The following is a 25,808-nucleotide window of genomic DNA, read 5'->3' on the forward strand; positions in this document are numbered from 1 at the left end:
GCTGTGCGGTCATTGAAACGGTGCGCATCAATGCGCACCCTACGAAGTTGGGTTGCCATTAATGGCGACCGAAAAGATAGACGCACGAACCCGCGGGGCGCACAATGCGCCCCACTGTCATTTATGGAAATGAGTCCGCCATGAAAAACGCCACTTTCTATGTGATGGAGTCTGAGAGCGCAGGCGACGGCTTAACCGCCATTGAAGCCCTGGTGTGCTCTCTTGCCGAAACACGCTGGCGTGACGGCAAACGCATCCTGATCGCCTGCGAAAATGAAGAACAGGCCAATCGGCTGGATGAAGCACTCTGGCAGCTCCCGGCCAACGCCTTTGTGCCACACAATCTGGCTGGCGAAGGCCCGCGCTATGGCGCACCAGTTGAACTGGCCTGGCCGCAGCGCCGCGGCAGTTCGCCGCGCGATCTGCTGATCAGCCTTTTGCCGCAGTTCGCAGATTTTGCTACTGCTTTCCATGAAGTGATAGACTTCGTACCTTATGAAGAATCCCTAAAACAACTGGCGCGCGATCGCTATAAAGCCTATCGCAGCGTTGGTTTCCAATTGAATACGGCGACGCCACCCTCGCCGCAAACGACAGTGTAGAAATGGAAAAGACATATAACCCGCAAGATATCGAGCAGCCGCTCTACGAGCACTGGGAACAGCAGGGCTACTTTAAACCGAATGGCGACACCAGCCAGGAAAGCTTTTGCATCATGATCCCGCCGCCGAATGTCACCGGCAGCTTGCATATGGGTCACGCTTTCCAGCAAACCATCATGGATACCATGGTGCGTTACCAGCGCATGCAGGGCAAAAATACCCTGTGGCAGGCCGGTACCGATCACGCCGGTATCGCGACGCAGATGGTGGTTGAACGTAAGATCGCCGCTGAAGAGGGCAAAACGCGCCAGGATTACGGCCGCGATGCGTTCATCGACAAAATCTGGCAGTGGAAAGCGGAATCCGGCGGCACCATCACCCGTCAGATGCGTCGTCTTGGCAACTCGGTTGATTGGGAGCGCGAGCGCTTCACCATGGACGACGGTTTGTCCAACGCGGTGCGTGAAGTGTTTGTCCGCCTGTATAAAGAGAACCTGATTTACCGCGGCAAGCGCCTGGTAAACTGGGATCCAAAACTGCGTACCGCCATCTCCGATCTAGAAGTGGAAAACCGCGAGAGCAAAGGCTCGATGTGGCATATCCGCTATCCGCTGGCCGACGGTGTGAAAACCGCGGAAGGCAAAGATTATCTGGTGGTGGCCACCACCCGTCCGGAAACCCTGTTGGGCGATACCGGCGTCGCGGTTAACCCGGAAGATCCGCGCTACAAAGATCTGATCGGCAAAGAAGTGATCCTGCCGCTGGTGAACCGCCGCATTCCGATCGTTGGCGATGAACACGCCGATATGGAAAAAGGCACCGGCTGCGTGAAGATCACGCCAGCGCATGACTTCAACGACTACGAAGTCGGTCGTCGTCACAAGCTGCCAATGATCAACATTCTGACCTTTGATGGCGATATCCGCGAGCGCGCGGAAGTGTTCGACACCAATGGTGAAGTCAGCGACGAGTGTGCCGACGATATCCCAGCACCGTTCCAGAAAATGGAGCGTTTTGCTGCGCGTAAAGCGATTGTCGCAGCCGTTGACGAAATCGGCCTGCTGGAAGAGATCAAACCGCACGACCTGACCGTTCCTTACGGCGATCGCGGCGGCGTGGTGATTGAACCGATGCTCACCGACCAATGGTATGTGCGCACCGCGCCGCTGGCGAAAGTTGCGGTGGAAGCGGTTGAAAATGGCGACATCCAGTTCGTGCCAAAACAGTACGAAAACATGTACTTCTCATGGATGCGTGACATTCAGGATTGGTGTATTTCGCGTCAGCTGTGGTGGGGACACCGCATTCCGGCGTGGTACGACAACGACGGCAACGTCTACGTTGGCCGCACCGAAGATGAAGTGCGTCAGGAAAACCATCTGGCCGCCGACGTCGCGCTGCGCCAGGATGACGACGTGCTGGATACCTGGTTCTCATCCGGCCTGTGGACATTCTCTACTCTCGGCTGGCCAGAGAACACTGAAGCGCTGCGTACCTTCCACCCAACCAGCGTACTGGTGAGCGGCTTCGACATTATCTTCTTCTGGATTGCGCGCATGATCATGCTGACCATGCACTTCATCAAAGATGAAAACGGCAAGCCGCAGGTACCGTTTAAAACCGTCTATATGACCGGTTTGATCCGCGATGAAGAAGGCCAGAAGATGTCCAAGTCGAAAGGCAACGTCATCGATCCGCTGGATATGATTGACGGTATTTCGCTGGAAGATCTGCTGGAGAAGCGTACCGGCAACATGATGCAGCCGCAGCTGGCTGAGAAGATCCGCAAACGTACCGAGAAGCAGTTCCCGGACGGCATCGTGCCTTCAGGTACTGATGCGCTGCGCTTTACCCTCGCCGCGCTGGCTTCTACCGGCCGTGACATCAACTGGGACATGAAACGCCTGGAAGGTTACCGCAACTTCTGTAACAAGCTGTGGAACGCCAGCCGCTTCGTGCTGATGAACACCGAAGAGCAGGATTGCGGACAAAACGGCGGCGAAATGAAGCTGTCGCTGGCGGATCGCTGGATTTTGAGCGAATTCAACCGTAGCGTGAAGGCGTATCGTGAAGCGCTGGATAGCTATCGCTTTGATATCGCCGCCAATATTCTCTACGACTTCACCTGGAACCAGTTCTGTGACTGGTATCTGGAGCTGACGAAGCCGGTGATGACCAGCGGTAGCGAAGCGGAACTGCGCGGCACGCGTAATACGCTGGTTACCGTGCTGGAAGCGCTGCTGCGTTTGGCACATCCGATCATTCCTTACATCACCGAAACCATCTGGCAGCGTGTGAAAGGCCTGAAAAACATCGATCACGATACCATCATGCTGCAGCCGTTCCCGCAATATGAGGCGGCAAAAGAAGATGCCGAGGCGCAAGCCGATATCGAGTGGATGAAGCAGGCGATCGTCGCGGTGCGTAATATTCGTGCCGAGATGAATATTGCACCAAGCAAGCCGCTTGATGTGCTGCTGCGTGATTGCTCCGCTGCGGCGCAGCGTCGCGTGGATGAGAACCGCACCTTCCTGTCGCGCCTGGCGCGTCTGGAGAGCCTGACCATTCTGCCTGCCGGCGAGAAAGGCCCGGTTGCGGTGACCAAGATTGTTGAAGGCGCTGAGTTGCTGATCCCAATGGCGGATCTGGTGAACAAAGAAGCCGAGCTGGAGCGCCTGGCGAAAGAGCTGGTGAAACTTGATGTCGAAATCGAGAAGATCCAGGCCAAGCTGGCGAATGAAGGCTTTGTGTCACGTGCGCCGGAAGCGGTCGTCGCCAAAGAGCGTGAGCGCGTGGCTGAGCTTGAACAATCTAAAGCAAAACTGTTTGAACAGCAGGGCGTGATTGCGGCATTGTAAGCGCTTCAGTCCAATTGCTTAATCGAAGCCGGGCACTGCCCGGCTTTTTTATACCGGAAGATAATGATGACCACCGACGCCCCCATCAATTTAAAGGTGCGCCCGATTACAGCCGCCGATAATCCGCTGATCGCGCAGGTGATCCGCGACGTATCAGCCGAATTTGGTCTAACGGCGGACAAAGGCTACACCGTGTCCGATCCCAATCTGGATCGCCTGTTCGAGTTGTATAGCGAAGCCAACAGCGCTTATTGGATTGTCGAGCATGAAGGCGTGGTGGTGGGCGGTGGCGGCGTTGCACCGCTGGCCTGTAGCGCACCAGATATTTGCGAGCTGCAGAAGATGTATTTCCTGCCGCAGGTACGCGGCTTGGGGTTGGCGCGCGATCTGGCGCTACGCGCCATGGAGTATGCCCGTCAGCAAGGTTTTCAGCGCTGCTACCTGGAAACCACCGGTAGCCTGACGCGTGCGATTAAGCTGTATGAGTCGTTGGGGTTTGAGCTGATTGATAGCGCGATGGGCTGCACCGGGCATGTGGATTGCGAAGTGCGGATGTTGAAGGTGTTGTGATGAATGAGGTCGCCATAAATGGCGACCCTACGTTACACCGTAGGGTGCGCATTCATGCGCACCGCGTAACCGCTAAAAAATCAATGTCTTAAACCGCCGGCACACCGCTATGAAACCGCAACTCGCCATCCGGCTCGCTGATTAAGCGCGCTTCTGCGGCACCAAACGCCTGCACCCGTGGCGCAATATCCTTCGGCGAAATCTGCTGCGCCAGCTTCAGGTAATCCTGATAGTGACGCGCTTCCGATCGCAACAGCGAAATGTAGAACTTCTCCAGCTGCTCATCCAGATACGGCGCCAGGCTGGCAAAACGCTCACAGGATCGCGCTTCGATGTACGCTCCGCAAATCAACTTATCCACCAGCGCATCTGGCTCATACGTGGCGATTTCACGGATCAGCCCTTTGGCATAACGGCTGGCGGTGATTTTGCGATAGGGCAAACCGCGCGACTGCATGATTTCCCACACCTGATAGAAATGATGCAGTTCCTCTTTAATCAGCAGCACCATCATCTCCACCAAATCATCCGCCCACGGTAGCTCGTTGCGTACAATGATGCTTTTGGTCAAATTCTTGTGCGCATTGATGAAGTTGTTGTCCGGCTCATCGCGGTAAATAAAATCTTCATAAGGCTTAAGCCACGCCAGAATGGCATCACCACTCGGCTTATCCGCCACGTATTTACGGATGATAAACACCGCGGTTTGCGCGGCCTTCAACTCGCATACCATGTGATCGGTAAGCAGCAGCGTCAGATTTTCCGGCTTGCGAGCCTCATCAATCCACGCTTGTGGCGTGCGGCAATGCAGGAATTGATAGATTGGTTCTAACAGTGGAGCGTAATTCATCGGCAATCTTTTTCTGGCGAGGAGAAAGTATCAGGGCGGCGAGCGCCGCCCATGAAGGCTTAGTGACGGACACCGTTGTCTTCTTCGTCGTCGATGAACTCGCCATCGTCGTCTTCATCTTCGGCATCCGGATCTTCAAAGTAGGTGCCCCAGCCGTCGTAATCGACGTTGTAGCTGCCCGCCAGATTGACCAGTTGCTCAACCTGCGCATCAATCAACTCAGGCTTCAGAGCGCCTTCGCTCAGGATATCCACGCACATTACGGTAGTGCCATCTTCCAGCTCCAGCTCTTCCGGCTCGCTGACTTCATAGCCCAGTTTGAAGGCATCAACGGCGACTTTTTCCAGCGAGTCGAAATTGTTGCAGGAGAGATGATGCTCGATAGTGTAAAGCGCATCGGGATCGCTGCCGTCTTCCAGCAACTCTTCGATGATCAGTCGCGTCTCTTCGCGCTGTTCTTCCAGCAATGCTTCATATGCCATGGATGTGTCCTCAAAATATTCGGCTGAATACAATTATTTTCCCACACTGCCTCGCGCGCCACTACACAAAACAACAAGTTTCTTAACGGCGGGGTTGAAAATGAATATTCATACGGTTAAATTGAATTTTAATTCATTTTAATGCGAGTATCCGGAGCGCTGTATGAGTCAGCTACATCAAAGACATTTCCTGAGATTGCTGGATTTTACCCCAGCCGAAATCGATTCTCTGCTGAGTCTGGCAGGTGAATTAAAACACGCCAAGAAAAATGCCAGCGAAACGCAGTACCTGAAAGGCAAAAACATCGCGCTCATCTTCGAAAAAGACTCGACTCGTACCCGATGCTCTTTCGAAGTTGCCGCTTACGATCAGGGCGCTAACGTCACCTATCTTGGTCCGAGCGGTAGCCAAATAGGCCACAAAGAGTCGATGAAAGACACCGCGCGCGTGCTGGGCCGTATGTATGACGGCATCCAGTATCGCGGCTACGGCCAGGAACTGGTGGAAACTTTAGCGGAGTTCGCTGGCGTGCCGGTGTGGAACGGCCTCACCACCGAGTTTCACCCAACGCAGCTGCTGGCCGATCTGCTGACCATGCAGGAACATCTGCCCGGCAAATCGCTGAATGAAATGACGCTGGTGTACGTTGGCGATGCGCGCAACAACATGGGCAACAGCATGCTGGAAGCCGCGGCGCTGGTGGGTCTTGATCTGCGTCTGGTGGCGCCAAAAGGTTGCTGGCCGGAAGCGGAATTAGTAGAACAATGCCGCGTGGCCGCCCAGCAAACCGGCGGTAAAATCACGCTGACCGAAGATATCGCCGAAGGCGTGCAAGGTGCCGACTTCATCTATACGGATGTATGGGTGTCGATGGGCGAAGCCAAATCGGTGTGGGAAGATCGCATCGCCCTGCTGCGTCCGTATCAGGTGAACAGCGCCATGCTGGCACTGACCGGTAATCCGCAGGTGAAGTTCCTGCACTGCTTACCGGCTTTCCATGATGACAAAACCACCTTGGGCCGCCAGATGGCGGAACAGTACGGTTTGCAGGATGGCATGGAAGTGAGTAATGCGGTGTTTGAATCGGCGCACAGCATCGTGTTCGATCAGGCAGAAAACCGCATGCACACCATCAAAGCGGTGATGGTTGCAACGTTGGGTAAGCGATAAATACACCGAAGCAAACGTTTACCTCGCGCGAGATATTTGCTTGCTGCAAATCAGTGAATGCGTATAATGCGGCCCAATTTGCCGGAGGAAACATGCAACAGCGCAGCGCACAACTTGACGCTCCACGACGCCTGACAGCGGGCGGCGCACCTGTTTCTTTCCGTCATCAATCGATCGTCAAAAAAGCCCCTTAAGCAGGGGCTTTTTTTTGTCCGCAATCCGGCAACGCAGAGGAGAACGCTATGGCCAACCCGCTATATCGCAAGCACATCATTTCCATTAACGATCTCAACCGCGACGAGCTGGAGCTGGTGCTGCATACTGCCGCCCAGCTCAAAGCGCATCCTCAGCCGGAGCTGCTGAAACACAACGTTATCGCCAGCTGCTTCTTTGAGGCTTCAACGCGTACGCGCCTGTCGTTTGAAACTGCGATGCATCGCCTCGGTGCGTCGGTGGTCGGCTTTGCGGATGGCAGCAACACCTCGCTCGGTAAGAAAGGCGAAACCCTCGCCGATACCATTTCGGTGATTGGTACTTACGTAGATGCCATTGTGATGCGACATCCGCAGGAAGGCGCGGCGCGTCTGGCGACCGAATTTTCCGGCGGCATTCCGATACTTAATGCCGGTGACGGTGCCAACCAGCATCCGACGCAAACGCTGCTCGATCTCTTCACCATCCGCGAAACGCAAAGCCGCCTGGATAACCTGAATGTGGCGATGGTTGGCGATCTCAAATATGGCCGCACCGTGCATTCACTGACGCAGGCGCTGGCGAAGTTTGACGGCAACCGCTTCTTCTTTATCGCCCCCGATGCGCTGGCGATGCCGTCGTACATCACCGATATGCTGGATGAGCAGAACATTGCCTGGTCGCGCCACGACACCATCGAAGAAGTGATGTCACAACTCGATATTCTCTATATGACGCGCGTGCAAAAAGAGCGCCTCGATCCGTCGGAATATGCCAACGTCAAAGCGCAGTTCATCCTGCGCGCCGCCGATTTGGTCGGTGCGCGCGATAACATGAAAGTGCTGCATCCGCTGCCACGTATCGATGAGATCACCACCGATGTCGATAGCACGCCGCATGCCTGGTATTTTCAGCAGGCCGGTAACGGCATCTTCGCCCGCCAGGCACTGCTGGCGTTGGTACTCAATAGCGAACTGGCACTGTAAGGAGTAAACCGATGACTCACGATAATAAACTGCAGGTTGAAGCCATCAAACGCGGCACGGTGATTGACCATATTCCCGCGCAGGTTGGCTTTAAGTTACTCTCGCTGTTCCGCCTGACTGAAACCGATCAGCGCATCACCATCGGCCTCAATTTGCCGTCGGGCGAAATGGGGCGCAAGGATCTGATCAAAATTGAGAATACTTTCCTGACGGACGATCAGATCAACCAGCTAGCGGTATATGCTCCGCTCGCTACGGTTAACCGCATTGATGAATACGAAGTGGTGGCCAAGATCGCCCCAACCTTGCCGGATCGTATCGATCGCGTGCTGACTTGCCCAAACAGCAACTGTATCAGCCGTAACGAGCCGGTGTTCACCAGCTTTGCGGTGAAAAAGCGTGCGGATGATGTGCACCTGAAGTGCAAATATTGTGAGAAAGAGTTTGCGCGCCACGTGGTGCTCGGTCACTGGTAATCGCCCACGTCGTCCCTATAATGGGGCGAGCAATTTCGCGGCGGACATCGGTCGGCCGCGCACTTATTAAGGAGAAACAATGTCTCGCGAAATCAGTACCTCAAACGCACCGGCAGCGATTGGCCCTTACGTGCAGGGCGTGGATCTCGGCAGTATGATCATCACTTCTGGCCAGATTCCGGTTGATCCGGCCACCGGCGCCGTGGCAGATGACGTGTCTGCACAGGCGCGTCAGTCGCTGGAAAATGTGAAGGCGATTGTTGAAGCCGCCGGCCTGAAAGTGGGCGACATTGTGAAAACCACCGTGTTTGTGAAAGACCTGAATGACTTCGCCACGGTGAACGCGACGTATGAAGCGTTCTTCACCGAGCACAACGCCAGCTTCCCAGCGCGTTCCTGCGTGGAAGTGGCGCGCCTGCCGAAAGATGTGAAGATTGAGATTGAGGCGATCGCGGTACGCCGTTGATTGTTAAGGGTGCGCATCAATGCGCACCCTACAACTCTTCGTGCCTTTCAGAGGGTCGCCATTCATGGCGACCTCCGCTATTTAAACGATCGCAGCAGCTTCTCCAGCGGCCTGACTAGCGCCAGCACAGTTTCATCCTGCACCTGCGCTGCGGCGTCCAGCTGCGCATGCATCTGCGCGACCTCACCCGCACCGTACGCCTGATTACGCTCCAGCGCGTTCACCAAATCCAGCCCCATTCGGCTCAGCTGAGCAACCTGCTGCACCTGCTGCTGTAGCGGCTTGAGTTGATAATTGCCCAAAACCAACGGCATCACCGCATCACTGTTGTTCTGCCAGCGCTGCAGTTGCTGGCGGATCGCATGTGCCGCCGCGTGATCCGTGCGGTTAGCAATCAGGCGATCGACCTGTTTATCCAGCAAGCGCACCGCGTTGCTCTCGGCGGGCAGCACATCTGCCAACCGGTTCAAGGGTTCAAAGTAGTCGTAATGCCCCGCCTGGAATTTCAGATGTTGCCGCGTGTAGTATTGCGCCGGTTCAAGCACTTCGGCCAGCACGCGCAGCGGCGTGATGTCGCTGCTGTTTGCCAGCCGCATCATCTGCACTTCCGCTTGCTGATGCTGCTGCAAGCCCACCGAAATCGTGCCCCAGCGTTCCACGGCGCTCAAACGCCGATACATGTTATCGCTGTCGGTGACATCTTTTGCAGACCACAATCGCTCGGCCACCACAAAGGCACGCGGCCACAGGCGCGTATCGATCACCCGACTATTGACGTTCTCCGCCCACAGCGCCGCTTCACCGCCAATCAGATTATTTTGCACCTGTTCAGGCGTAGGCAGCGATGGCGCAATACCTTTTGGTACCTGCGTCAACTTGCTGCCTTCTGCTGGGTAACGTACGTTGCCCACCAGCATATAGCCGGTCAGCTTGTCTTGCGTCAGCGTCACCATCGGCTGGAAAGGTCCCATCCACGTATCAACACTGAACGTCAGCTGCGTTGGTGAGAGCCAGCGGATATCGCTGACCATACGACGCGCTTTGCCGCTGAAATCAATAAAGCCGCGCCAGCCGTTTTTACTTTCAATCAGGGTAAAACTGCCTTTTAGCGCACTGCCTTTCAGGCGTGGCATGGTGAACTGCCAGCTCTGAGCCTGCTCGCCGGATTGCAGCTGATCCGCACCGTTGAGGCCTTGTGGCCAGGGCTCGTTGCGATAGTGATAGGCGGCGGTTTGCGGCTGATCGAGATAAAACCCGGTGGAAAGAATGCCGCGGAAGTCATTTTGCGCCACGGTGCCAAGTGCGTCCTGGCCTTGCCACGATTGAATCAGAATGCTTTTCGGCAGATCCGGATGGTAAACCTCATCCCACCCAATCATGCGGCGCTGGTGCGCTTCGAGGATTTTTTCGACGCGCTGGTTAAACCAGGCCTGCAGCGCATGCGTATCCTTCAGGCCGCGATCGCGCATAAATTGCTGAATACGCGTCGAATCATCCCACTGCGTGGGATCAACCTCATCGCCGCCAATGTGCACATAGGGATCCGGGAAGATCGCCGTCACTTCGCCCATCAAGGTGTCGATAAAGCGGAACACCGCTTCGTTGCTGGGATCGAGCAGCGGCTTAAACACGCCCCAGCCACGCTCCATTTGATACGGCCCCGGCGCGCTCATCAGTTCAGGCATCGCCACCGCAATCGCCGACGCATGACCCGGCAGATCGATTTCCGGCACCACGCGCACGCCGCGCTGCGTGGCATAGCGCACCACATCGCGCATCTGCTGCTGCGTATAGTACAAGCCGTCGCTGGCTTTCTCCTGCAGCTGTGGATAGTGGCTGGAGGCAAAGCGCCAACCTTGATCGTCGGTTAAGTGCCAGTGAAACACATTCATGCGCGCGGCCGCGATGCCATCGATTTGCCGCTTCACGGTTTCAATCGGCAGGAAGTGACGCGCCGAATCAATCAGTACACCGCGCCATGGAAAACGCGGTTTGTCGTCAATGGTAACGTAAGGAATTTGCGTCCCGCTTTCGGTGTTTTCGATCAGCTGCAGCACCGTTTCCATGCCGCGCATCGCACCAAACCGCGTATTGGCTTTTAATAATACGCCTGCGCTGTTGACCACGAGATGATAGCTTTCGTCGCTGTCCGGCTGCGGAAGGGGATCAACCGCCTGGGCAATTTGCACCTGGATGCTGGGGTGATCGCTGGAGGCGCTGTCTGGCAACAGCGGCCAGCCAGTTTGCCGTGCAATGCGCGCGCGCCAGCGCGCTTCGGTTCCCTCCAGATGATCGCCCGTAATATGTAGCGTAAATTGCGGTGTCAACGCATAGGCGCCGCCAGTGCTAGGCTGCTCAACGCTCTGCGGCCATGGCATTAAAGGGAGATCGCCTGCGGGTGCGGCGAAAGTTGAAAAAGTCATGGATAAACAACAGGCAAGCAACGTTCTTTGCAACAGCATGTAGGCATCCTTGTAAATGAAACGACGGACCAAATTGGGCAAAAGGCTCATTAAACCTGTTTCGCGTTGCAAAGCAAGTGATAGCAGGCTGAAATCTGGACGGGTTAAAACTTTTTCATTTTAGCGGGGTTAACGATTGCGCGGCTTTCAATCTTCGTTGTGGCTTCTTTGCTGTAGGTCAAACAGTAGGTGATTAATTCTCCCTTAAGCACCACATATAGCGGTTAAACTCCTTAAAACATCAATATGTAGTTCTACGGAGAGAAGATGGCGACGGTGGTGATTAAGCGTGACGGTTGCAGAGTGCCGTTTGATGCGCAGCGAATTGAAGCGGCAGTGCAGGCTGCCGCGCGTGCAGCACAGATCGACGATACGGCATGGTGCGAACAGGTTGCTAAACAGGTGAGCCAGCAGCTTGCTGCGCACGCGGAAGTGGATATACGCGATATTCAGTGCGCAGTAGAAGAGACGTTGATGAGTGGCCGCTGGCCGCAATTGGCGCGCGCTTATATCGAATACCGTCACGATCGTGACCTGGCACGCGAGCAGCGTGGCAAACTGCATCACGCTATCCGTGGGCTGGTTGAACAAACTAACGCCGCTTTGCTCAATGAAAATGCTAACAAAGACAGCAAAGTGATCCCAACGCAGCGCGATCTGCTGGCAGGGATCGTTGCTAAACACTATGCGCAGCAGCAACTACTGCCGCGCGATGTGGTATTGGCGCACGAGCGCGGGGAAATTCACTATCACGATCTCGACTACTCCCCCTTCTTCCCGATGTTTAACTGCATGCTGATCGATCTGCACGGCATGCTGACCAACGGTTTCAAAATGGGTAATGCCGAAATCGAGCCGCCCAAATCGATCGCTACCGCCACGGCGGTCACCGCGCAGATTATTGCCCAGGTTGCCAGCCATATTTATGGCGGTACCACCATCAACCGCATTGATGAAGTGCTGGCACCGTTCGTCACTCTCAGTCTGGAAAAACACCGCGCGGTCGCGCAGGAGTGGCAAATTGCTGATGCCGAAGCCTACGCTCGGGCTCGTACCGAGAAAGAGTGCTATGACGCGTTTCAGTCTCTGGAATACGAAGTGAATACGCTGCACACCGCCAACGGCCAGACGCCCTTTGTCACCTTCGGCTTCGGTCTCGGCACAGATTGGGCAGCACGCCTGATTCAACAGTCGATCCTGCGTAACCGCATCGCCGGGCTGGGCAAAAATCACAAAACCGCCGTCTTCCCGAAACTGGTGTTTGCTATTCGCGAAGGCGTTAATCGCAGCAAGGGGGATTTTAATTATGATATCAAGCAACTGGCGCTGGAGTGCGCCAGCAAGCGCATGTACCCCGACATCCTTAACTACGAGAAAGTGGTGGAGGTCACCGGCTCATTTAAAACGCCGATGGGCTGCCGTAGCTTCCTGGGCGTTTACGAGGAGAACGGCGAACAAATTCATGAAGGCCGCAACAATATTGGGGTGATCAGCCTGAACCTGCCACGTATCGCGCTGGAAGCGAAAGGTAATGATGCGCAGTTCTGGCTACTGCTGGATGAACGCTTGGCGCTAGCGAAACGTGCATTAATGACGCGCATTGCCCGGCTGGAAAAAACCAAAGCGCGCGTAGCGCCCATTCTCTATATGGAAGGTGCCTGCGGCGTGCGGCTGAAAGCCGATGACGAAGTCGGCGCCATTTTCCGCAACGGTCGCGCATCCATTTCCCTTGGCTATATTGGCCTGCACGAAACGCTGAACGCGCTGAGCGGCAACGAAGTACATCCTTATGATGCGGATTATCTGCGTGAAAAAGGCGTGGCGATTGTGACGCATCTGCGCAACGCGGTGGATGCATGGAAAGCCGAAACTGGTTACGGCTTCAGTTTGTACAGCACGCCGAGCGAGAATTTGTGCGATCGCTTCTGCCGTCTCGATGCCGCTGAGTTTGGCGTAGTCGCCGGCGTGACCGATAAAGGGTATTACACCAATAGCTTCCATCTCGACGTCGAGAAAAAGGTCAATCCTTACGACAAGATCGACTTTGAAGCACCCTATCCGGCCATCGCCAACGGCGGTTTCATCTGTTACGGCGAATATCCCAACATCCAGCACAATCTCAAAGCGCTGGAAGACGTGTGGGATTACAGCTATCACCGCGTGCCCTATTACGGCACCAACACGCCGATTGATGAGTGCTACGAATGTGGCTTTAGCGGCGAGTTCAGCTGTACCAGCAAAGGCTTTACCTGCCCATGCTGCGGTAATCACGACCCGGCGCGCGTTTCGGTGACGCGTCGCGTGTGCGGCTATCTCGGCAGTCCGGACGCGCGTCCATTTAATGCCGGTAAGCAGGAAGAGGTACAGCGCCGCGTCAAACATCTGGAGACAGGACAACTGGGATGATGCGCATCCACCGCTACTATCCCGTCGATATTGTTAATGGACCCGGCACCCGCTGCACGCTGTTTGTAGCGGGCTGCGAGCATCAGTGTCGCGGCTGCTATAACCAGAGCACGTGGCGAGTGGATTCTGGCGTGCCCTTTACGCTGGAGATGGAAGAGCAGCTGATTGCCGATCTTAACGATCGGCGGATTCCACGCCAGGGATTGTCACTGAGCGGTGGCGATCCGCTGCATCCGCATAACGTGCCGCATATTCGCCGCCTGGTGAAGCGCGTGCGGCGTGAATGTCCGGATAAGGATATCTGGCTGTGGACCGGTTACGAAATGGCAGAGCTTAGCGATGCGCAGCGCGAAGTGCTGGATGAGATTGACGTGCTGATCGACGGACGTTTTATTGAGGCAGAGAAAGATGCGCGGCTGCTGTGGCGCGGCAGCCGCAATCAGAAAATGTGGTGGCTACGCCAGCCACAAGCCGAGCACGCCGAGCAGCATCCCGCTGCAGGCCACGCCGATTAGCGCGATCCACAACGCACGGGCGGGAAATGCCCGATGCAACATCAATAAAGACGGCACACTGACGGCGGGCAGCGTCACTAGCAACGCCAGCGCAGGCGCAATTCCCATGCCCGCTAACATCATAGTCTGCACAATCGGGATTTCTGCAGCGGTGGGAATCACAAACAAGCAGCCCGCAATCGCCATTAACATCACCCAGATCAGCGTATTGCCCACCGCACCATTAGCATGCGGAAACAGCCAAACTCGTGCAGCTCCAAGCAACAATACCGCGACGATATACAGCGGAATGGTGTTGCAGAACAATCGCCACATCACCCGCAGCCAGCGTGTCAGAAACGGCTGTTCATCGTGAGTAACCGTGACGGGCGCAGCAACGGCGTGATCGGGCACGCTGCGTTGCACCAGCCAGGCGATACCCAACACCATGATCAGACCCGCCACCAGCCGAATGGCCGCAACGTTCCAGCCGAGCACAAAGCCCATAAAAATCAGCGTTGCCGGGTTGAGTAACGGATTCGCCAGCCAAAACGCCATCGCCGCGCCGCTCGAAACCTGCGACTGACGCAAGCCAGCGGTCACCGGTGCCGCACAGCAGCTGCACATCATCCCCGGCAAGCCCAGACCGGTGCCGACCAGCGTAGAGCCGAAGCGCGAGTCGCCCATCAAACGCATCAGCCAGCTGCGCGGAACCAGCACCTGCACCAGCGAACCCAGAATCACACCCAGCACTGCCGCTTTCCATACCGCAAGAAAATAGACCATGGCGTAATCGAGCGCCGCGCGCCACGGCGAGTCAGCCGCATTGGCCAGGATCGATTTACCGATCGAGTGGGTTTCAGCGGCAGTAAAAGCTTTACCGTAATAGGGCTGCCATTTGACATACCATAGGCCGATGACCACCACGGCCAGAAACAGCAGCGGTTTCCACCAGGCAAAGCGTGCTGCCGATGCTGAGGGGATACATTGAGTCATAACAGATTCCGTATTCAACTGAATAACGATTACCGCGCCGGGAGACGCGCTGAAGAGACCGCATTGTTATGCAGGTCTTTCGAATCTGCCATATTCAAACGGTGCAAACTTGATCCATCTCGGAAATTTACCTCGGTTGCGTTCAGCCGGCTGGCTTGCATTTTTCGCCATGGCGACCAGGCTTGTGGGTGAGTTATGTAACGAACACCCGTTCGGAATCAGCAAGGAGGAAAAAGATGAGCAAGAAAATAGCGGTACTGATTACCGATGAATTTGAAGACTCAGAGTTTACCTCACCGGCGGAGGCTTATACCAAGGCCGGACACGAAGTGGTCACCATTGAGATGCAAGCCGGTAAAATCGTCAAAGGTAAACAGGGCAAAGCCGAGGTCAAAATCGATAAAGACATCGATGATGTCAGCGCGGCAGAATTCGATGCACTGCTGCTGCCAGGTGGACACTCGCCCGACGCCTTACGCGGCGACGATCGTTTTGTCAACTTCACCAAAGAGTTTGTGGCCAGCGGCAAACCGATCTTTGCCATTTGTCATGGCCCGCAGCTGCTGATCAGTGCCAACGGCGTACGTGGCCGCAAAATGACCTGTGTAAAAGCTATCGCCATTGATCTGCGCAATGCCGGTGCGGATTTTTATGATAAAGAAGTGGTGGTGGATGACGACAAGCTCGTGACCAGCCGCACGCCAGAGGATCTGCCCGCGTTTAATCGCGAATCGCTGCGCATTTTGAACGCTGCTTAAACTCTTCTTTCGCATTGGGGTCGCCATAAATGGCGCCCCTACGACTTTGTCCATATTATCTTCTTACCAAATCCCAGCGCATTGTCGGTCATCTTCACTTCGTCGAGCGTGATCTCCCACAGCGGTGCAGTGACTTTTTTCGCCACCGGAAAACGCTTTTGATAGGCACGGCGCGCTATCGCCTCCCGTTCTCCACTCAGCTGCGTAATCTGACCACGATACTGCACGCCTTTAATCAACAGCACACTTTTCGGCTGGCCATTAATGGTGCCCGCAATACGTGGATTCATCTGCATTAACTGGCCATGACGGGTTTCCAGCTCAGTCATCAGCCAGAATGCCATGCTCGTTTCATCAAACACGTAAAAACAGTTAGCACACCAACTCTCGTCGCCGCTAGTCGCACAAAGCGAGAGCACGTGCTGCTTCTTCAGATAGCGAATCAGATGGGAAAGGTCAGACAAAGTGCGACTCCGTATGGCAAATAGCAGTGAGGACTGAAGCGCGCTACACTGCCTGCCAGCTATTTTTTGAGATGAGTATTATGGAACAGCGCTGGCAGCTTTATCTGCTACAAACTGCCGCTGGCATGCTTTATACCGGCATTACCACTGACGTTAATCGCCGTTTGCAGCAACATCAGCAGGGGCGCGGAGCACGCTCGCTGCGTGGCAAAGGTCCGCTGACGCTGGTTTTTCACTGTGATGCGGGTGACAGGGCTGCGGCTTCGCGCCTGGAATATCAGGTTAAGCAGCTAAGCCGCGCACAGAAACTGCAGCTGGTTGCGCAGCAGCCGCCCTGCCTGATAACCTGGTTTAGTCGAGACGATTAAACGGCAGCGCGAATTCGATCAACCCTTCCACGCCGACAAACGCGTCGTCTGCCAGTTTGTACACCTGAAAAGCGGCTTCGCTGCCTAACCAACGACAGTGCAAACCATGACGCGCAGCGGGCTCAAAACCGAGCGGATTGTAGAACTCAGGATCGCCCAGCACCACCACAGCGCTATAGCTGAACTCGTTGAGTGAATCCAATCCTTCGTACACCAGTTTTTTAGCCAGCCCTTGCCCACGCACCGATTCATCCACGGCGAGCGGGGCCAAAGCGACCCAGTTACGGTCTTCACCTTGCAAGGTCACCGGGCTAAAAGCGGCATAACCCAGCACCTGACCTTCATCATCCGTGGCGACAACGCCGAGAGTAAGCAAGCCATCTTCGCGCAGTTGTTGAATTAATTCCGCTTCGGCCGCGGTAGCAAAACTGCGCCTTAACAGGCTATCGATGCCTGCGGCATCAACGCCAATTTCAGTACGAATTAACATGAGATCCCCGCGCGCGCCTCAGCGGCCTTCGCGTCCTGTTTCATTCCTGCTTCAATAAAAGCAGCCAGCTGCTGCAACCCCGTGCGTAAAGGCGTGGGCATGGCATCCAGTTCAATGGCATCCATTAGGTTCTTCACCTCCAGACCCAGCTCCGTGTCACCTTCAATCACCAACCGGCGTTGAAAGAACAACATATCGGGATCCGCTTTGCGTGCTGCTACCAGCAACAGATCGTTGGCTTCGCCGCGAAACCAGACATCAGCTTCGGTGTCGCGCGAAACGGTCAGGCGCCCTGCTTGCAGGGTGGTGATCCAGCGTAGATTGACATCGGCAATCTCGATTCCCAGAAAGCGCCCTTCCAGAAAGTCTAACTCACCTTCGGACAAAGCATGACGAAATTGCCAGTTTAAGAGTTGTTGCAGAATGGCTTTTTTCAACGGGAACGGAGTGATAGAAACCGGTAAGGCTAGGAATTCTGGTCCTTTTTCAACAATCAAACCACGTAAGCGCGCAAACATCATCGACATTCCCTTCAGAAAATTTCATCTATTTTGCCACAATCGCCAGGCTTCGCCTCCACTGAGATCAAGTAAATCGTTTCACAACTGGTCGAAAATGCTTCACTCCCGATCATCAATGGCGCTTTCACTGCCTTAAATCAACATTATCGTGAAGGCAGTTATCTACACTCTTCGGCTTAAGAATCCGGGGAGGAAAATGTATGGAACTGCTGTGTCCAGCGGGGAATTTGCCTGCGCTGAAATCGGCGGTGGAGCATGGTGCTGACGCGGTGTATGTCGGCCTGAAAGACGATACCAATGCCCGCCACTTTGCTGGCCTCAATTTTACCGATAAGAAACTGGCCGAGGCTGCACGCTATCTGCACCAGCATCGCCGAAAACTGCACGTGGCGATCAACACGTTTGCGCATCCCGATGGCATGAATCGCTGGCAGACGGCGATTGACGTTGCCGCCCAGAACGGAGCAGACGCGCTGATTTTGGCCGATATCGCTACGCTTGAATATGCAGCAAAACATTATCCGCAGGTCGAACGCCATCTTTCCGTGCAGGCCTCCGCCACCAATCTGCAAGCCATTCATTTTTATCATCGCCATTTTCAGCTTAGCCGCGTGGTGCTGCCGCGCGTGCTGTCGATGCATCAGGTGAAACAGCTGGCGCGCGAGACACCGGTACCGCTCGAAGTGTTCGCCTTTGGCAGCCTGTGCATCATGGCTGAAGGCCGCTGCTACCTCTCATCCTGGCTGACCGGTGAGTCGCCGAATAGCGCAGGAGCCTGCTCTCCGGCGAAATTTGTACGCTGGCAGCAAACGCCGAAGGGGATGGAATCACGCCTTAATGAAGTGTTGATTGATCGTTACGCGCCCAACGAAAGCGCGGGATATCCCACGCTGTGTAAAGGCCGTTACGAAGTGGATAACCAGCGCTATCACGTGCTGGAAGAGCCTACCAGCCTGAACACGCTATCGCTGCTGCCTGAACTGCTGCGCGCCAACATTGCCTCGGTGAAAATCGAAGGCCGTCAGCGCAGCCCGGCGTATGTGGCGCAGGTGGCTAAAGTGTGGCGCCAGGCTATCGATCGCTGTATGGCATCGCCGGAGCACTATGTGGTGCAGGAGCCGTGGATGCAGGCACTCGGCGAATTGTCCGAAGGTAGCCAAACCACGCTGGGTGCTTATCACCGCGACTGGCAATAAGGAGATCGCATGAAATACGCTATCGGGCCGGTGCTGTGGTACTGGCCAACCGCAACCCTGGAAACCTTTTATCAACGTGCCGCCGCAAGCAGCGCCGAAATCGTTTATCTCGGTGAAGCCGTTTGCAGCAAGCGGCGCGCTACCTCATTCAACCAATGGATGGAGATGGCGCGCATGCTGGCGCAGCACGGCAAGCAGGTGGTGTTGAGCACGCTGGCCCTGCTGCAGTCGCCTTCAGAGGTGAAAGAGCTGCGGCGCTATGTCGAAAACGGTGAGTTCCTGCTTGAAGCCAATGACATGGGAACCGTGAACATGGCGGCGGAACGCCAATTACCGTTTGTCGCCGGTCCCACGCTCAATGTGTACAACGCGCAAACGCTGCAGCTGTTACTGAAAGAAGGGATGACGCGCTGGTGTATTCCTGTGGAAATGTCACGCGACTGGCTAATTCAGCTGCTGCAACAGTGCGACGCTGCTGGCGTACGCGATAAGTTTGAGGTGGAAGTCCTCGGCTACGGCCATTTGCCGCTGGCGCTGTCGGCACGCTGCTTCACCGCGCGCGCCGAGAATCGCGCTAAAGATGATTGCCAAACCTGCTGCATTAACCATCCCACCGGCCGCCGCGTACTATCGCAGGAAGGCCAGCAGGTGTTTGTGCTGAACGGCATTCAGACGATGAGCGGTTACTGCTACAACCTCGGCAATGATTTAACGGGCATGCATAACTGGGTCGACATCGTACGTCTGTCGCCACAGGGCGAAAGTACGCTAGGTGAAGTGGATCGCTTCCGTGCGAATGAAGCCGGACAGGCACCGCTGATGATGGCGCGAGGCAGTGACAGTAACGGTTATTGGCGTCGTCTGGCCGGTATGGAACTGGAAGGCGGCAGGTAAAGGCACATTCCGGCTATATTCGTGCTGTTATTAGCAGTTTTAATATGGGTATCGATGAGTAATACTCACTGGTGCAGGTAAGATTAAACACCTGCGCCATCCTTATCTGGAGTACCCATGTCTGAGAAAAAAACTGTTCGCCTGTCCGTATTGGATTTGGCTCCGATTCCGCAAGGTTCCGCAGCGCGCGACGCGTTCCACAATTCACTGGCGCTGGCTCGTCAATCTGAAGCCCTTGGTTTTCACCGCTACTGGCTGGCTGAACATCACAACATGACCGGGATTGCCAGCGCTGCAACCTCCGTATTAATTGGTTATTTAGCCGCAAATACCAACACGCTTCGTCTTGGCTCAGGCGGTATTATGCTGCCAAACCATGCGCCGCTGGTGATTGCCGAACAGTTTGGTACCCTTGAATCTCTCTATCCTGGCCGTATCGATCTCGGATTGGGCCGCGCCCCCGGATCGGACCAGCGCACCATGTTGGCATTGCGTCGCCATCTCTCCAGCGCACAAGCCGATAGTTTCCCGGAAGATGTATCAGAGCTGATTCGCTGGTTTGACGCCGAAGAAGGCGAACATCCGCCGGTACAACCGGTGCCAGGATTAGGGCTAAAAATTCCCGTATGGCTGCTCGGTTCTAGCTTGTACAGCGCACAGTTAGCCGCACAGCTCGGCCTGCCTTTCGCCTTTGCTTCACACTTTGCGCCGGACCTGTTGTTCCAGGCATTGCATCTTTATCGCGAGAAATTTAAACCTTCCGCGCGTTTAGCTAAGCCGTATGCCATGGTGTGCGTCAACGTGGTCGCCGCCGATAGCGAGCGTGATGCGCGCTTCCTCTTCACGTCAATGCAGCAGCAGTTTATTAATTTACGCCGTGGAAAACCGGGTCCGCTACCGGCTCCCGTGGAGAACATGGATAATCTGTGGTCGCCCTCTGAACAATATGGCGTGCAGCAAGCGTTGAGTATGTCGATTGTCGGTGACAGCGATAAAGTACGAAATGGCCTCGCGGCGCTGATGCGCGAAACTCAGGCGGATGAGATCATGGTCAATGGCCAGATTTTCGATACGCAGGCGCGTCTGCGTTCATTCGCACTGGCGATGGAAGCTGCACGCACGCTGTAACTGTTATTGCGGTGGGTAAAAACCTTCTGGCCCCACCGCAATCATGCGCACATCTCGCGCTGGCGACTGGCCGTGAAAGCGGCTGTACTCGCGACTGAACTGCGATGCGCTCTGATAACCTACCCGATAGCCCGCCGTTCCGGCATCCAGCTTCTCAATCAGCATCAAGCGACGTGCCTCGTTCAGACGCAGCTGCTTTTGATACTGCATCGGCGTCATCGCCGTCACCGCCTTAAAGTGATGATGCAGCGAAGAGATACTCATCCCTACGCTGCTTGCCAGCTGGTCCATTTTCAGCGGCTGATGAAAGTTCTCGCGCAGCCAGCGCGCGGCGCGGGCCACTTTGTTGCCGGGTCGCTCCGTCAACGCCATATTGAGAATGCGCGGGCCTTCTGGCCCGGTAAGCAGACGATAAAAAATCTCCTGCTCAATTAATGGCGCCAGCGCGGTGATGTCCTGCGGCTGATCCAATAACTCAATCAAACGCATTACCGCATCCACCAACGGCGGCGCGACTTTATGCACGGTAATACCGCGCTCGCTTATTGAATTGGTGCCAACATGATGGTGTGGAAAGTGCTCCAGATAACGCATCAGACGCGCTTCGTTGATGGTAATGCCAACGCCCAGATTGGGTTTTTCTGGCGTTGCCATCACCACGCAGGATTGCACCGGCATATCGAGCGTCACCAGTAATAAATCGCCCGGTCCGTAATGCATGACATCGTCGCCCATGCGCAGCGCTTTTTGCCCTTGCGCTACCAGCGCAAAACTTGCCCAGGTGGCGATGTGCGCCAAACTGGTGGGTTTTGAACTGCGGCCAAACGAGAGAAAATCGATCGGGCTATTATGTCGGCCATCTTCCGGCGCGTGGTGAGCAATTTTCGCTACCAGTTGCTGCCACTGTTCCTGATGAATCATGCGATGCGCGCTCCACCATGAGAATTCACTGAGCGAGTATTCTCGCTTTTTGCATCAGCTTCGCCTAGTCCTTGAGCAGTAGATTTGCAGGATCGTGCAAAAAGCTTGCAGGATTGCGCTACCGCCAGATTGTAAGGAAAGCGCATGCTTTATCTTCCCCGAAATCTCAGGTGGAGAGACACGATGAAAACACTTGAAGGCAAAATTGCGCTGGTGACGGGCGCTTCGAAAGGCATTGGTGCCGCCATCGCCATGACTTTCGCGGCGGCCGGTGCTCGGGTAGTAGTGAATTATCTTCAGGACGAAGTTGGCGCGGCGGATGTGGTGACAGACATCCAGGCGCTGGGAAGCGATGCCATCGCCGTTCAGGCTGATATCTCACGCCAGGCCGATGTGCAGCGCTTGTTCGCTAGCAGCATTGAGCAGTTTGGCGCGCCAGATATTGTGGTGAACAATGCCGGTATTTTCCACCATGGTGATTTTGCCGATCTCAGCGTTGGCGAGATGCAGCAGCAGCTCAATGTGAATTTGCTTGGCACTCTGCTGGTATGCCAACAGGCGGCACATCACTTTCCGGCGCGCGGCGGATCCATCATCAACCTTAGCGCGCTCAACAGCCAGCGCAGCACGCCCGGCTCGGTGCTGTGGGCGGCAACGAAGGGTGCGATTGACACGCTGACACAAGGCCTGGCTCGAGAACTGGGGCCGCGCAATATCCGCGTCAATGCGTTAGCGCCCGGCATCATTTTGACCGAAGGTTTGCTGGCTGCTAAAAAGATGCACCCGGAGTTGAAGGCGCAGTTAATTGCCGCCACACCGCTTGGGCGCTTTGGTTTACCAGAAGATGTGGCACAGGTGGCGCTATTTCTGGCTTCTGAAGAGTCAGCTTACGTGAGTGGTGAACGCGTGCTGATTGCTGGCGGCGTGTAAAGCTTACTTTCCACATGCATAAAAAAAGGGACGCCTTCGCGTCCCTTTTTACTTTAAGCGTTTATCGCTTATGCGTCACGACGACGTGGTGCAGCGGCTGCACCCTCTTCACGACGTGGGCCACGACCACCTTCACGGCTGAAGCGTCCGCCTTCGCGGCCGCCTTCACGACGATCGGAGAAGCGACGTGGAGCGCCTTCGCCACGTGGTGCGCCATCACGCGGAGCACCGTTACCGCGACGTTCGCCGCCGGCAGGACGACGTTCGCTACGCTCATGCACCGGTGCATCACCCATCAACTGCATATTCATCGGTTTGTTCAGAATACGCGTACGAGTGAAGTGCTGCAGCACTTCGCCCGGCATACCTTTCGGCAGCTCGATGGTTGAATGGGTACCGAACAACTTGATGTTGCCGATGTAACGGCTGCTAATGTCGCCTTCGTTAGCGATCGCGCCAACAATGTGACGCACTTCAACACCATCATCACGGCCCACTTCAATGCGGTACAGCTGCATTTCGCCAACGTCACGACGTTCACGACGAGGACGGTCACCATCGCGGCTGTCACGGCTTTCGCGTGGACCACGAGAATCACGTGAATCGCGGCGATCACCACGGTCAGGACGATCGCTGAATTCACGACGTGCTGGACGCGGTGCTTCTGGTGGCAGAATCAGTGGACGTTCGCCCTGAGCCATTTTCAGCAGTGCTGCGGCCAGTGTTTCGATATCCAGATCTTCACCCGGCTGCATTTTGCTCAGCAGTGCGCGATACATGTCCAGATCGCTGCTTTCCAGCTGCTGCTGTACTTTAGCCGCGAACTTAGCCAGGCGACGCTCACCCAGCAGCTCTGCGTTAGGCAGCTCAACTTCTGGAATGGTCAGCTTCATGGTGCGTTCAATGTTGCGCAGCAGACGACGCTCGCGGTTCTCAACGAACAGCAGTGCGCGACCAGCACGACCAGCACGGCCAGTACGACCAATACGGTGAACGTAAGATTCAGCATCCATTGGGATGTCAAAGTTTACCACCAGGCTGATGCGTTCCACGTCCAGACCACGTGCGGCTACGTCGGTAGCGATCAGAATGTCGAGACGACCATCTTTCAGACGCTCCAGCGTCTGCTCACGCAGTGCCTGGTTCATGTCACCGTTCAGTGCTGCGCTGTTATAACCGCTGCGCTCAAGCGCTTCGGCCACTTCTAGCGTGGCATTTTTAGTACGTACGAAGATGATGGCTGCATCGAAATCTTCAGCTTCCAGGAAGCGAACCAGCGCGTCAGTTTTACGGCCATATGCGGTCCAGTAAGACTGAGAAATGTCTGGGCGCGTAGTCAGGCTTGACTGGATACGCACTTCCTGCGGATCTTTCATGAAGCGTTTGGTGATACGACGAATCGCTTCTGGCATGGTTGCTGAGAACAGCGCGGTCTGATGACCGTCTGGAATCTGCGCCATGATGGTTTCAACGTCTTCGATGAAGCCCATACGCAGCATTTCATCAGCTTCGTCCAGCACCAGACCGCGCAGGTTAGACAGATCTAACGTGCCACGTTTCAGGTGATCCAGCAAACGACCAGGGGTACCCACTACCACTTGTGGTCCCTGACGCAGTGCGCGCAGCTGCACGTCATAACGTTGGCCACCGTACAGGGCAACAACGTTAATGCCACGCATGTGTTTAGAGAATTCTGTGACGGCTTCAGCAACCTGTACCGCTAATTCGCGGGTCGGTGCCAGCACCAAAATTTGCGGTGCTTTAACAGTAGGATCAATGTTGTTTAGCAGCGGCAATGAGAATGCCGCGGTTTTACCACTACCGGTCTGCGCCATACCCAACACATCACGGCCAGCCAGCAGGTGAGGAATACACTCAGCCTGGATTGGAGAAGGCTTAACGTAGCCCATACCGTTCAGTGATTCGAGGATGTCGGCGTTCAGGCCAAGGTCAGCAAAAGTGGTTTGAATATCAGTCATGTAGTACACGTGCCTCTTAGATTGCGGCGGCCAGTCTACATAACTCGTCGTGAAAACTTTCAGTCATTTTCATCAAAAAGTGTGAACCGGCTCAAATTAGAAGTTTTGACGAACAGAAAAGCCCTCATCTCTGAAGATGATGACTTTACAGGTATTCAGGCAATAAAAGTTCGTCAGCTATTGCTGGTCAGATTCTGATAAATCGTCTTGTGTCTGGCCGAGTTGCGCCAGTTCCAACAATGCGTATCGGTGTTCAACAAAGTTGTTTACGTTGTTGGCCACCGCCAGTTTGAACAACGCTTTCGCGTCGTCCTTCTCCCCCAGACTTAGGTAGTACTTACCTAAATAGAAGTTGGTTTCACTGAGATGTTCAGCGAGCGAGGTGTTATCCGTTGCGTCCGCCTTGAGACGTTCCATCAATGTTTTTTCACTGATGTCGCCAAGGTAGAACTCGACAATATTCCATCCCCATTGGTCCCGGACCGCTTTGTCATGACGCTGTCTCAGCGTAACTTTCGCCTTGTCGGCATCCATATCGCTTTCAACGAGATAGAGCCAAAGGCTGCGGAAAGGATCGTTAGGATCGTCTTGATAAAACGCCAGCAGATCATCTTGCGCTAACTTGTATCGACCGCCGTAATAGAGGGCGATACCACGGTTTAAATGCGCATAGTTGTAAGTTGGATCAAGCTCAAGTACAGAATCAAACGCTTCATAGGCAGCATCAAAATTGCCTGCCTGCGTTAAGTATATACCGAGATAGTTAAATACCTCAGGCATATCTGGTCTTATAGACAGCGCTTGCGAAAAATCGTTCCGCGCTAATGCCCTCAGACCCAAACTATCATACAACACTCCGCGCTCATATAACAGCTGTGCGCGTTCATCATCGGTAAGGGCACGACTGGCAAGAATTTGTTCCATGCGCGCAAGAATGACTTCTTGCTGCAGTGTGGGCTGCAAAGGTACTGCCAGAACTTCGTTCTTACGCCAATTGGAGTTGCTGCATCCTGCCAGCGTGATAGCTGTCGCAACAAAACACCAGCGCAAAAAAGGCTTCATTTCCCACTCCCGAATACAAACATTGGGACAACCATCCTGTCATCCTCCTGCTGTGCACAAGGATTCCCGCCCTCGCGATGATCTAA

The 25,808-nt window shown here is 55.1% G+C and carries 25 protein-coding genes; 15 read left to right on the forward strand and 10 right to left on the reverse strand.

Annotated features, from left to right (window positions below; genetic code table 11):
• Nucleotides 1–140 precede the first annotated feature (140 nt).
• From AAGR08_RS16105 to AAGR08_RS16115, 3 genes are all read left to right on the forward strand, one after another.
• On the forward strand, nt 141–602 hold the full coding sequence (locus tag AAGR08_RS16105) for a DNA polymerase III subunit chi (RefSeq protein WP_036620276.1): 462 nt from the start codon (nt 141–143) through the stop codon (nt 600–602).
• Nucleotides 603–604: 2 nt separating this feature from the next.
• On the forward strand, nt 605–3,460 hold the full coding sequence (locus tag AAGR08_RS16110; protein WP_345827349.1) for a valine--tRNA ligase: 2,856 nt from the start codon (nt 605–607) through the stop codon (nt 3,458–3,460).
• Between the two features lie 66 nt (nt 3,461–3,526).
• Complete coding sequence (locus AAGR08_RS16115) at nt 3,527–4,030, forward strand: GNAT family N-acetyltransferase (protein WP_097095063.1); 504 nt, start codon at nt 3,527–3,529, stop codon at nt 4,028–4,030.
• Nucleotides 4,031–4,118: 88 nt separating this feature from the next.
• On the opposite strand, the gene miaE is transcribed toward AAGR08_RS16115, so the two are convergent.
• Together miaE and rraB are read right to left on the reverse strand one after the other, a co-directional pair.
• A complete protein-coding gene (miaE, locus tag AAGR08_RS16120; protein WP_345827350.1) occupies nt 4,119–4,880 on the reverse strand; it encodes a tRNA isopentenyl-2-thiomethyl-A-37 hydroxylase MiaE in 762 nt (253 codons plus the stop codon).
• 59 nt (nt 4,881–4,939) lie between these two features.
• Nucleotides 4,940–5,362: a ribonuclease E inhibitor RraB gene (gene rraB / locus AAGR08_RS16125; protein WP_008104254.1), complete on the reverse strand. Its 423-nt coding sequence runs from the start codon at nt 5,360–5,362 to the stop codon at nt 4,940–4,942.
• 163 nt (nt 5,363–5,525) lie between these two features.
• Between rraB and argF the strand changes: the two genes are divergently transcribed.
• The 4 genes from argF to ridA all read left to right on the forward strand — a co-directional run bounded on the left by argF (nt 5,526) and on the right by ridA (nt 8,653).
• Nucleotides 5,526–6,533: an ornithine carbamoyltransferase gene (gene argF, locus AAGR08_RS16130; protein ID WP_345827351.1), complete on the forward strand. Its 1,008-nt coding sequence runs from the start codon at nt 5,526–5,528 to the stop codon at nt 6,531–6,533.
• 242 nt (nt 6,534–6,775) lie between these two features.
• The gene (gene pyrB, locus AAGR08_RS16135) at nt 6,776–7,711 is read left to right on the forward strand and encodes an aspartate carbamoyltransferase (RefSeq protein ID WP_345827352.1); all 936 of its coding nucleotides are present in this window, start codon (nt 6,776–6,778) and stop codon (nt 7,709–7,711) included.
• Nucleotides 7,712–7,722: 11 nt separating this feature from the next.
• Nucleotides 7,723–8,187, forward strand: coding sequence for an aspartate carbamoyltransferase regulatory subunit (pyrI, locus tag AAGR08_RS16140; protein ID WP_097095067.1), 465 nt, complete (start codon nt 7,723–7,725; stop codon nt 8,185–8,187).
• A 79-nt stretch (nt 8,188–8,266) separates the two neighbouring features.
• Entirely contained in the window at nt 8,267–8,653 is a 387-nt protein-coding gene (ridA, locus tag AAGR08_RS16145; RefSeq protein ID WP_061718232.1) for a 2-iminobutanoate/2-iminopropanoate deaminase, read from the forward strand.
• 77 nt (nt 8,654–8,730) lie between these two features.
• On the opposite strand, the gene AAGR08_RS16150 is transcribed toward ridA, so the two are convergent.
• A complete protein-coding gene (locus AAGR08_RS16150) occupies nt 8,731–11,115 on the reverse strand; it encodes a family 20 glycosylhydrolase (protein WP_097095068.1) in 2,385 nt (794 codons plus the stop codon).
• A gap of 267 nt (nt 11,116–11,382) precedes the next feature.
• On the opposite strand from AAGR08_RS16150, the gene nrdD reads away from it, so the two are divergent.
• Together nrdD and nrdG are read left to right on the forward strand one after the other, a co-directional pair.
• Nucleotides 11,383–13,521, forward strand: coding sequence for an anaerobic ribonucleoside-triphosphate reductase (gene nrdD, locus AAGR08_RS16155; RefSeq protein WP_097095069.1), 2,139 nt, complete (start codon nt 11,383–11,385; stop codon nt 13,519–13,521).
• Nucleotides 13,518–14,036 (forward strand): anaerobic ribonucleoside-triphosphate reductase-activating protein, encoded by a 519-nt coding sequence (gene nrdG, locus AAGR08_RS16160; protein ID WP_345827353.1) that lies wholly within the window; start codon nt 13,518–13,520, stop codon nt 14,034–14,036. Before nrdD ends, nrdG begins: the two co-directional genes overlap by 4 nt.
• Here the strand turns inward: nrdG and AAGR08_RS16165 are convergent.
• Complete coding sequence (locus AAGR08_RS16165) at nt 13,977–15,011, reverse strand: permease (RefSeq protein ID WP_345827354.1); 1,035 nt, start codon at nt 15,009–15,011, stop codon at nt 13,977–13,979. The genes nrdG and AAGR08_RS16165 overlap by 60 nt on opposite strands.
• A gap of 236 nt (nt 15,012–15,247) precedes the next feature.
• Between AAGR08_RS16165 and AAGR08_RS16170 the strand changes: the two genes are divergently transcribed.
• Nucleotides 15,248–15,769: a type 1 glutamine amidotransferase domain-containing protein gene (locus tag AAGR08_RS16170; RefSeq protein WP_345827355.1), complete on the forward strand. Its 522-nt coding sequence runs from the start codon at nt 15,248–15,250 to the stop codon at nt 15,767–15,769.
• Nucleotides 15,770–15,807: 38 nt separating this feature from the next.
• Here AAGR08_RS16170 and AAGR08_RS16175 read toward each other — a convergent pair whose 3' ends face one another.
• A complete protein-coding gene (locus AAGR08_RS16175) occupies nt 15,808–16,233 on the reverse strand; it encodes a YhbP family protein (RefSeq protein WP_345827356.1) in 426 nt (141 codons plus the stop codon).
• 80 nt (nt 16,234–16,313) lie between these two features.
• Here AAGR08_RS16175 and AAGR08_RS16180 point away from each other — a divergent pair, with 80 nt between their 5' ends.
• Nucleotides 16,314–16,601 carry a GIY-YIG nuclease family protein gene (locus AAGR08_RS16180; protein WP_345827357.1) on the forward strand — a complete coding sequence of 96 codons (288 nt, stop codon included), beginning with the start codon at nt 16,314–16,316 and terminating at the stop codon, nt 16,599–16,601.
• Here the strand turns inward: AAGR08_RS16180 and AAGR08_RS16185 are convergent.
• Both AAGR08_RS16185 and AAGR08_RS16190 read right to left on the reverse strand, forming a co-directional pair.
• Complete coding sequence (locus AAGR08_RS16185; protein ID WP_097095075.1) at nt 16,585–17,091, reverse strand: N-acetyltransferase; 507 nt, start codon at nt 17,089–17,091, stop codon at nt 16,585–16,587. The two genes, AAGR08_RS16180 and AAGR08_RS16185, sit on opposite strands and share 17 nt — an antisense overlap.
• Nucleotides 17,085–17,609: an SCP2 domain-containing protein gene (locus AAGR08_RS16190; protein WP_097097601.1), complete on the reverse strand. Its 525-nt coding sequence runs from the start codon at nt 17,607–17,609 to the stop codon at nt 17,085–17,087. Before AAGR08_RS16190 ends, AAGR08_RS16185 begins: the two co-directional genes overlap by 7 nt.
• Before the next feature lie 203 nt (nt 17,610–17,812).
• Between AAGR08_RS16190 and AAGR08_RS16195 the strand changes: the two genes are divergently transcribed.
• The 3 genes from AAGR08_RS16195 to AAGR08_RS16205 all read left to right on the forward strand — a co-directional run bounded on the left by AAGR08_RS16195 (nt 17,813) and on the right by AAGR08_RS16205 (nt 20,830).
• Nucleotides 17,813–18,808 (forward strand): peptidase U32 family protein, encoded by a 996-nt coding sequence (locus tag AAGR08_RS16195; protein WP_097095076.1) that lies wholly within the window; start codon nt 17,813–17,815, stop codon nt 18,806–18,808.
• A gap of 9 nt (nt 18,809–18,817) precedes the next feature.
• Nucleotides 18,818–19,702: a U32 family peptidase gene (locus AAGR08_RS16200; RefSeq protein WP_345827358.1), complete on the forward strand. Its 885-nt coding sequence runs from the start codon at nt 18,818–18,820 to the stop codon at nt 19,700–19,702.
• Between the two features lie 117 nt (nt 19,703–19,819).
• Nucleotides 19,820–20,830, forward strand: coding sequence for a luciferase-like monooxygenase (locus tag AAGR08_RS16205; RefSeq protein ID WP_097095078.1), 1,011 nt, complete (start codon nt 19,820–19,822; stop codon nt 20,828–20,830).
• Between the two features lie 3 nt (nt 20,831–20,833).
• Here the strand turns inward: AAGR08_RS16205 and AAGR08_RS16210 are convergent, their stop codons facing one another.
• Nucleotides 20,834–21,751 (reverse strand): AraC family transcriptional regulator, encoded by a 918-nt coding sequence (locus tag AAGR08_RS16210; protein ID WP_097095079.1) that lies wholly within the window; start codon nt 21,749–21,751, stop codon nt 20,834–20,836.
• Nucleotides 21,752–21,934: 183 nt separating this feature from the next.
• On the opposite strand from AAGR08_RS16210, the gene AAGR08_RS16215 reads away from it, so the two are divergent.
• Entirely contained in the window at nt 21,935–22,681 is a 747-nt protein-coding gene (locus AAGR08_RS16215) for a glucose 1-dehydrogenase (protein WP_097095080.1), read from the forward strand.
• A 68-nt stretch (nt 22,682–22,749) separates the two neighbouring features.
• Here the strand turns inward: AAGR08_RS16215 and AAGR08_RS16220 are convergent, their stop codons facing one another.
• Together AAGR08_RS16220 and nlpI are read right to left on the reverse strand one after the other, a co-directional pair.
• Complete coding sequence (locus AAGR08_RS16220; RefSeq protein WP_097095081.1) at nt 22,750–24,660, reverse strand: DEAD/DEAH family ATP-dependent RNA helicase; 1,911 nt, start codon at nt 24,658–24,660, stop codon at nt 22,750–22,752.
• 177 nt (nt 24,661–24,837) lie between these two features.
• Nucleotides 24,838–25,722 carry a lipoprotein NlpI gene (nlpI, locus tag AAGR08_RS16225; protein ID WP_008104288.1) on the reverse strand — a complete coding sequence of 295 codons (885 nt, stop codon included), beginning with the start codon at nt 25,720–25,722 and terminating at the stop codon, nt 24,838–24,840.
• Nucleotides 25,723–25,808 lie beyond the last annotated feature (86 nt).

It is taken from the genome of Pantoea sp. BRR-3P, from assembly GCF_039621635.1.
Classification (GTDB): domain Bacteria; phylum Pseudomonadota; class Gammaproteobacteria; order Enterobacterales; family Enterobacteriaceae; genus Pantoea; species Pantoea floridensis.

Bases quoted from the DNA above. Each gene is read 5' to 3' on its own strand.
- AAGR08_RS16105 (WP_036620276.1), top strand. From the start codon at position 141: ATGAAAAACGCCACTTTCTATGTGATGGAGTCTGAGAGCGCAGGCGAC.
- AAGR08_RS16110 (WP_345827349.1), top strand. From the start codon at position 605: ATGGAAAAGACATATAACCCGCAAGATATCGAGCAGCCGCTCTACGAG.
- AAGR08_RS16115 (WP_097095063.1), top strand. From the start codon at position 3,527: ATGACCACCGACGCCCCCATCAATTTAAAGGTGCGCCCGATTACAGCC.
- miaE (WP_345827350.1), bottom strand. From the start codon at position 4,880: ATGAATTACGCTCCACTGTTAGAACCAATCTATCAATTCCTGCATTGC.
- rraB (WP_008104254.1), bottom strand. From the start codon at position 5,362: ATGGCATATGAAGCATTGCTGGAAGAACAGCGCGAAGAGACGCGACTG.
- argF (WP_345827351.1), top strand. From the start codon at position 5,526: ATGAGTCAGCTACATCAAAGACATTTCCTGAGATTGCTGGATTTTACC.
- pyrB (WP_345827352.1), top strand. From the start codon at position 6,776: ATGGCCAACCCGCTATATCGCAAGCACATCATTTCCATTAACGATCTC.
- pyrI (WP_097095067.1), top strand. From the start codon at position 7,723: ATGACTCACGATAATAAACTGCAGGTTGAAGCCATCAAACGCGGCACG.
- ridA (WP_061718232.1), top strand. From the start codon at position 8,267: ATGTCTCGCGAAATCAGTACCTCAAACGCACCGGCAGCGATTGGCCCT.
- AAGR08_RS16150 (WP_097095068.1), bottom strand. From the start codon at position 11,115: ATGCTGTTGCAAAGAACGTTGCTTGCCTGTTGTTTATCCATGACTTTT.
- nrdD (WP_097095069.1), top strand. From the start codon at position 11,383: ATGGCGACGGTGGTGATTAAGCGTGACGGTTGCAGAGTGCCGTTTGAT.
- nrdG (WP_345827353.1), top strand. From the start codon at position 13,518: ATGATGCGCATCCACCGCTACTATCCCGTCGATATTGTTAATGGACCC.
- AAGR08_RS16165 (WP_345827354.1), bottom strand. From the start codon at position 15,011: ATGACTCAATGTATCCCCTCAGCATCGGCAGCACGCTTTGCCTGGTGG.
- AAGR08_RS16170 (WP_345827355.1), top strand. From the start codon at position 15,248: ATGAGCAAGAAAATAGCGGTACTGATTACCGATGAATTTGAAGACTCA.
- AAGR08_RS16180 (WP_345827357.1), top strand. From the start codon at position 16,314: ATGGAACAGCGCTGGCAGCTTTATCTGCTACAAACTGCCGCTGGCATG.
- AAGR08_RS16185 (WP_097095075.1), bottom strand. From the start codon at position 17,091: ATGTTAATTCGTACTGAAATTGGCGTTGATGCCGCAGGCATCGATAGC.
- AAGR08_RS16190 (WP_097097601.1), bottom strand. From the start codon at position 17,609: ATGTTTGCGCGCTTACGTGGTTTGATTGTTGAAAAAGGACCAGAATTC.
- AAGR08_RS16195 (WP_097095076.1), top strand. From the start codon at position 17,813: ATGGAACTGCTGTGTCCAGCGGGGAATTTGCCTGCGCTGAAATCGGCG.
- AAGR08_RS16200 (WP_345827358.1), top strand. From the start codon at position 18,818: ATGAAATACGCTATCGGGCCGGTGCTGTGGTACTGGCCAACCGCAACC.
- AAGR08_RS16205 (WP_097095078.1), top strand. From the start codon at position 19,820: ATGTCTGAGAAAAAAACTGTTCGCCTGTCCGTATTGGATTTGGCTCCG.
- AAGR08_RS16210 (WP_097095079.1), bottom strand. From the start codon at position 21,751: ATGATTCATCAGGAACAGTGGCAGCAACTGGTAGCGAAAATTGCTCAC.
- AAGR08_RS16215 (WP_097095080.1), top strand. From the start codon at position 21,935: ATGAAAACACTTGAAGGCAAAATTGCGCTGGTGACGGGCGCTTCGAAA.
- AAGR08_RS16220 (WP_097095081.1), bottom strand. From the start codon at position 24,660: ATGACTGATATTCAAACCACTTTTGCTGACCTTGGCCTGAACGCCGAC.
- nlpI (WP_008104288.1), bottom strand. From the start codon at position 25,722: ATGAAGCCTTTTTTGCGCTGGTGTTTTGTTGCGACAGCTATCACGCTG.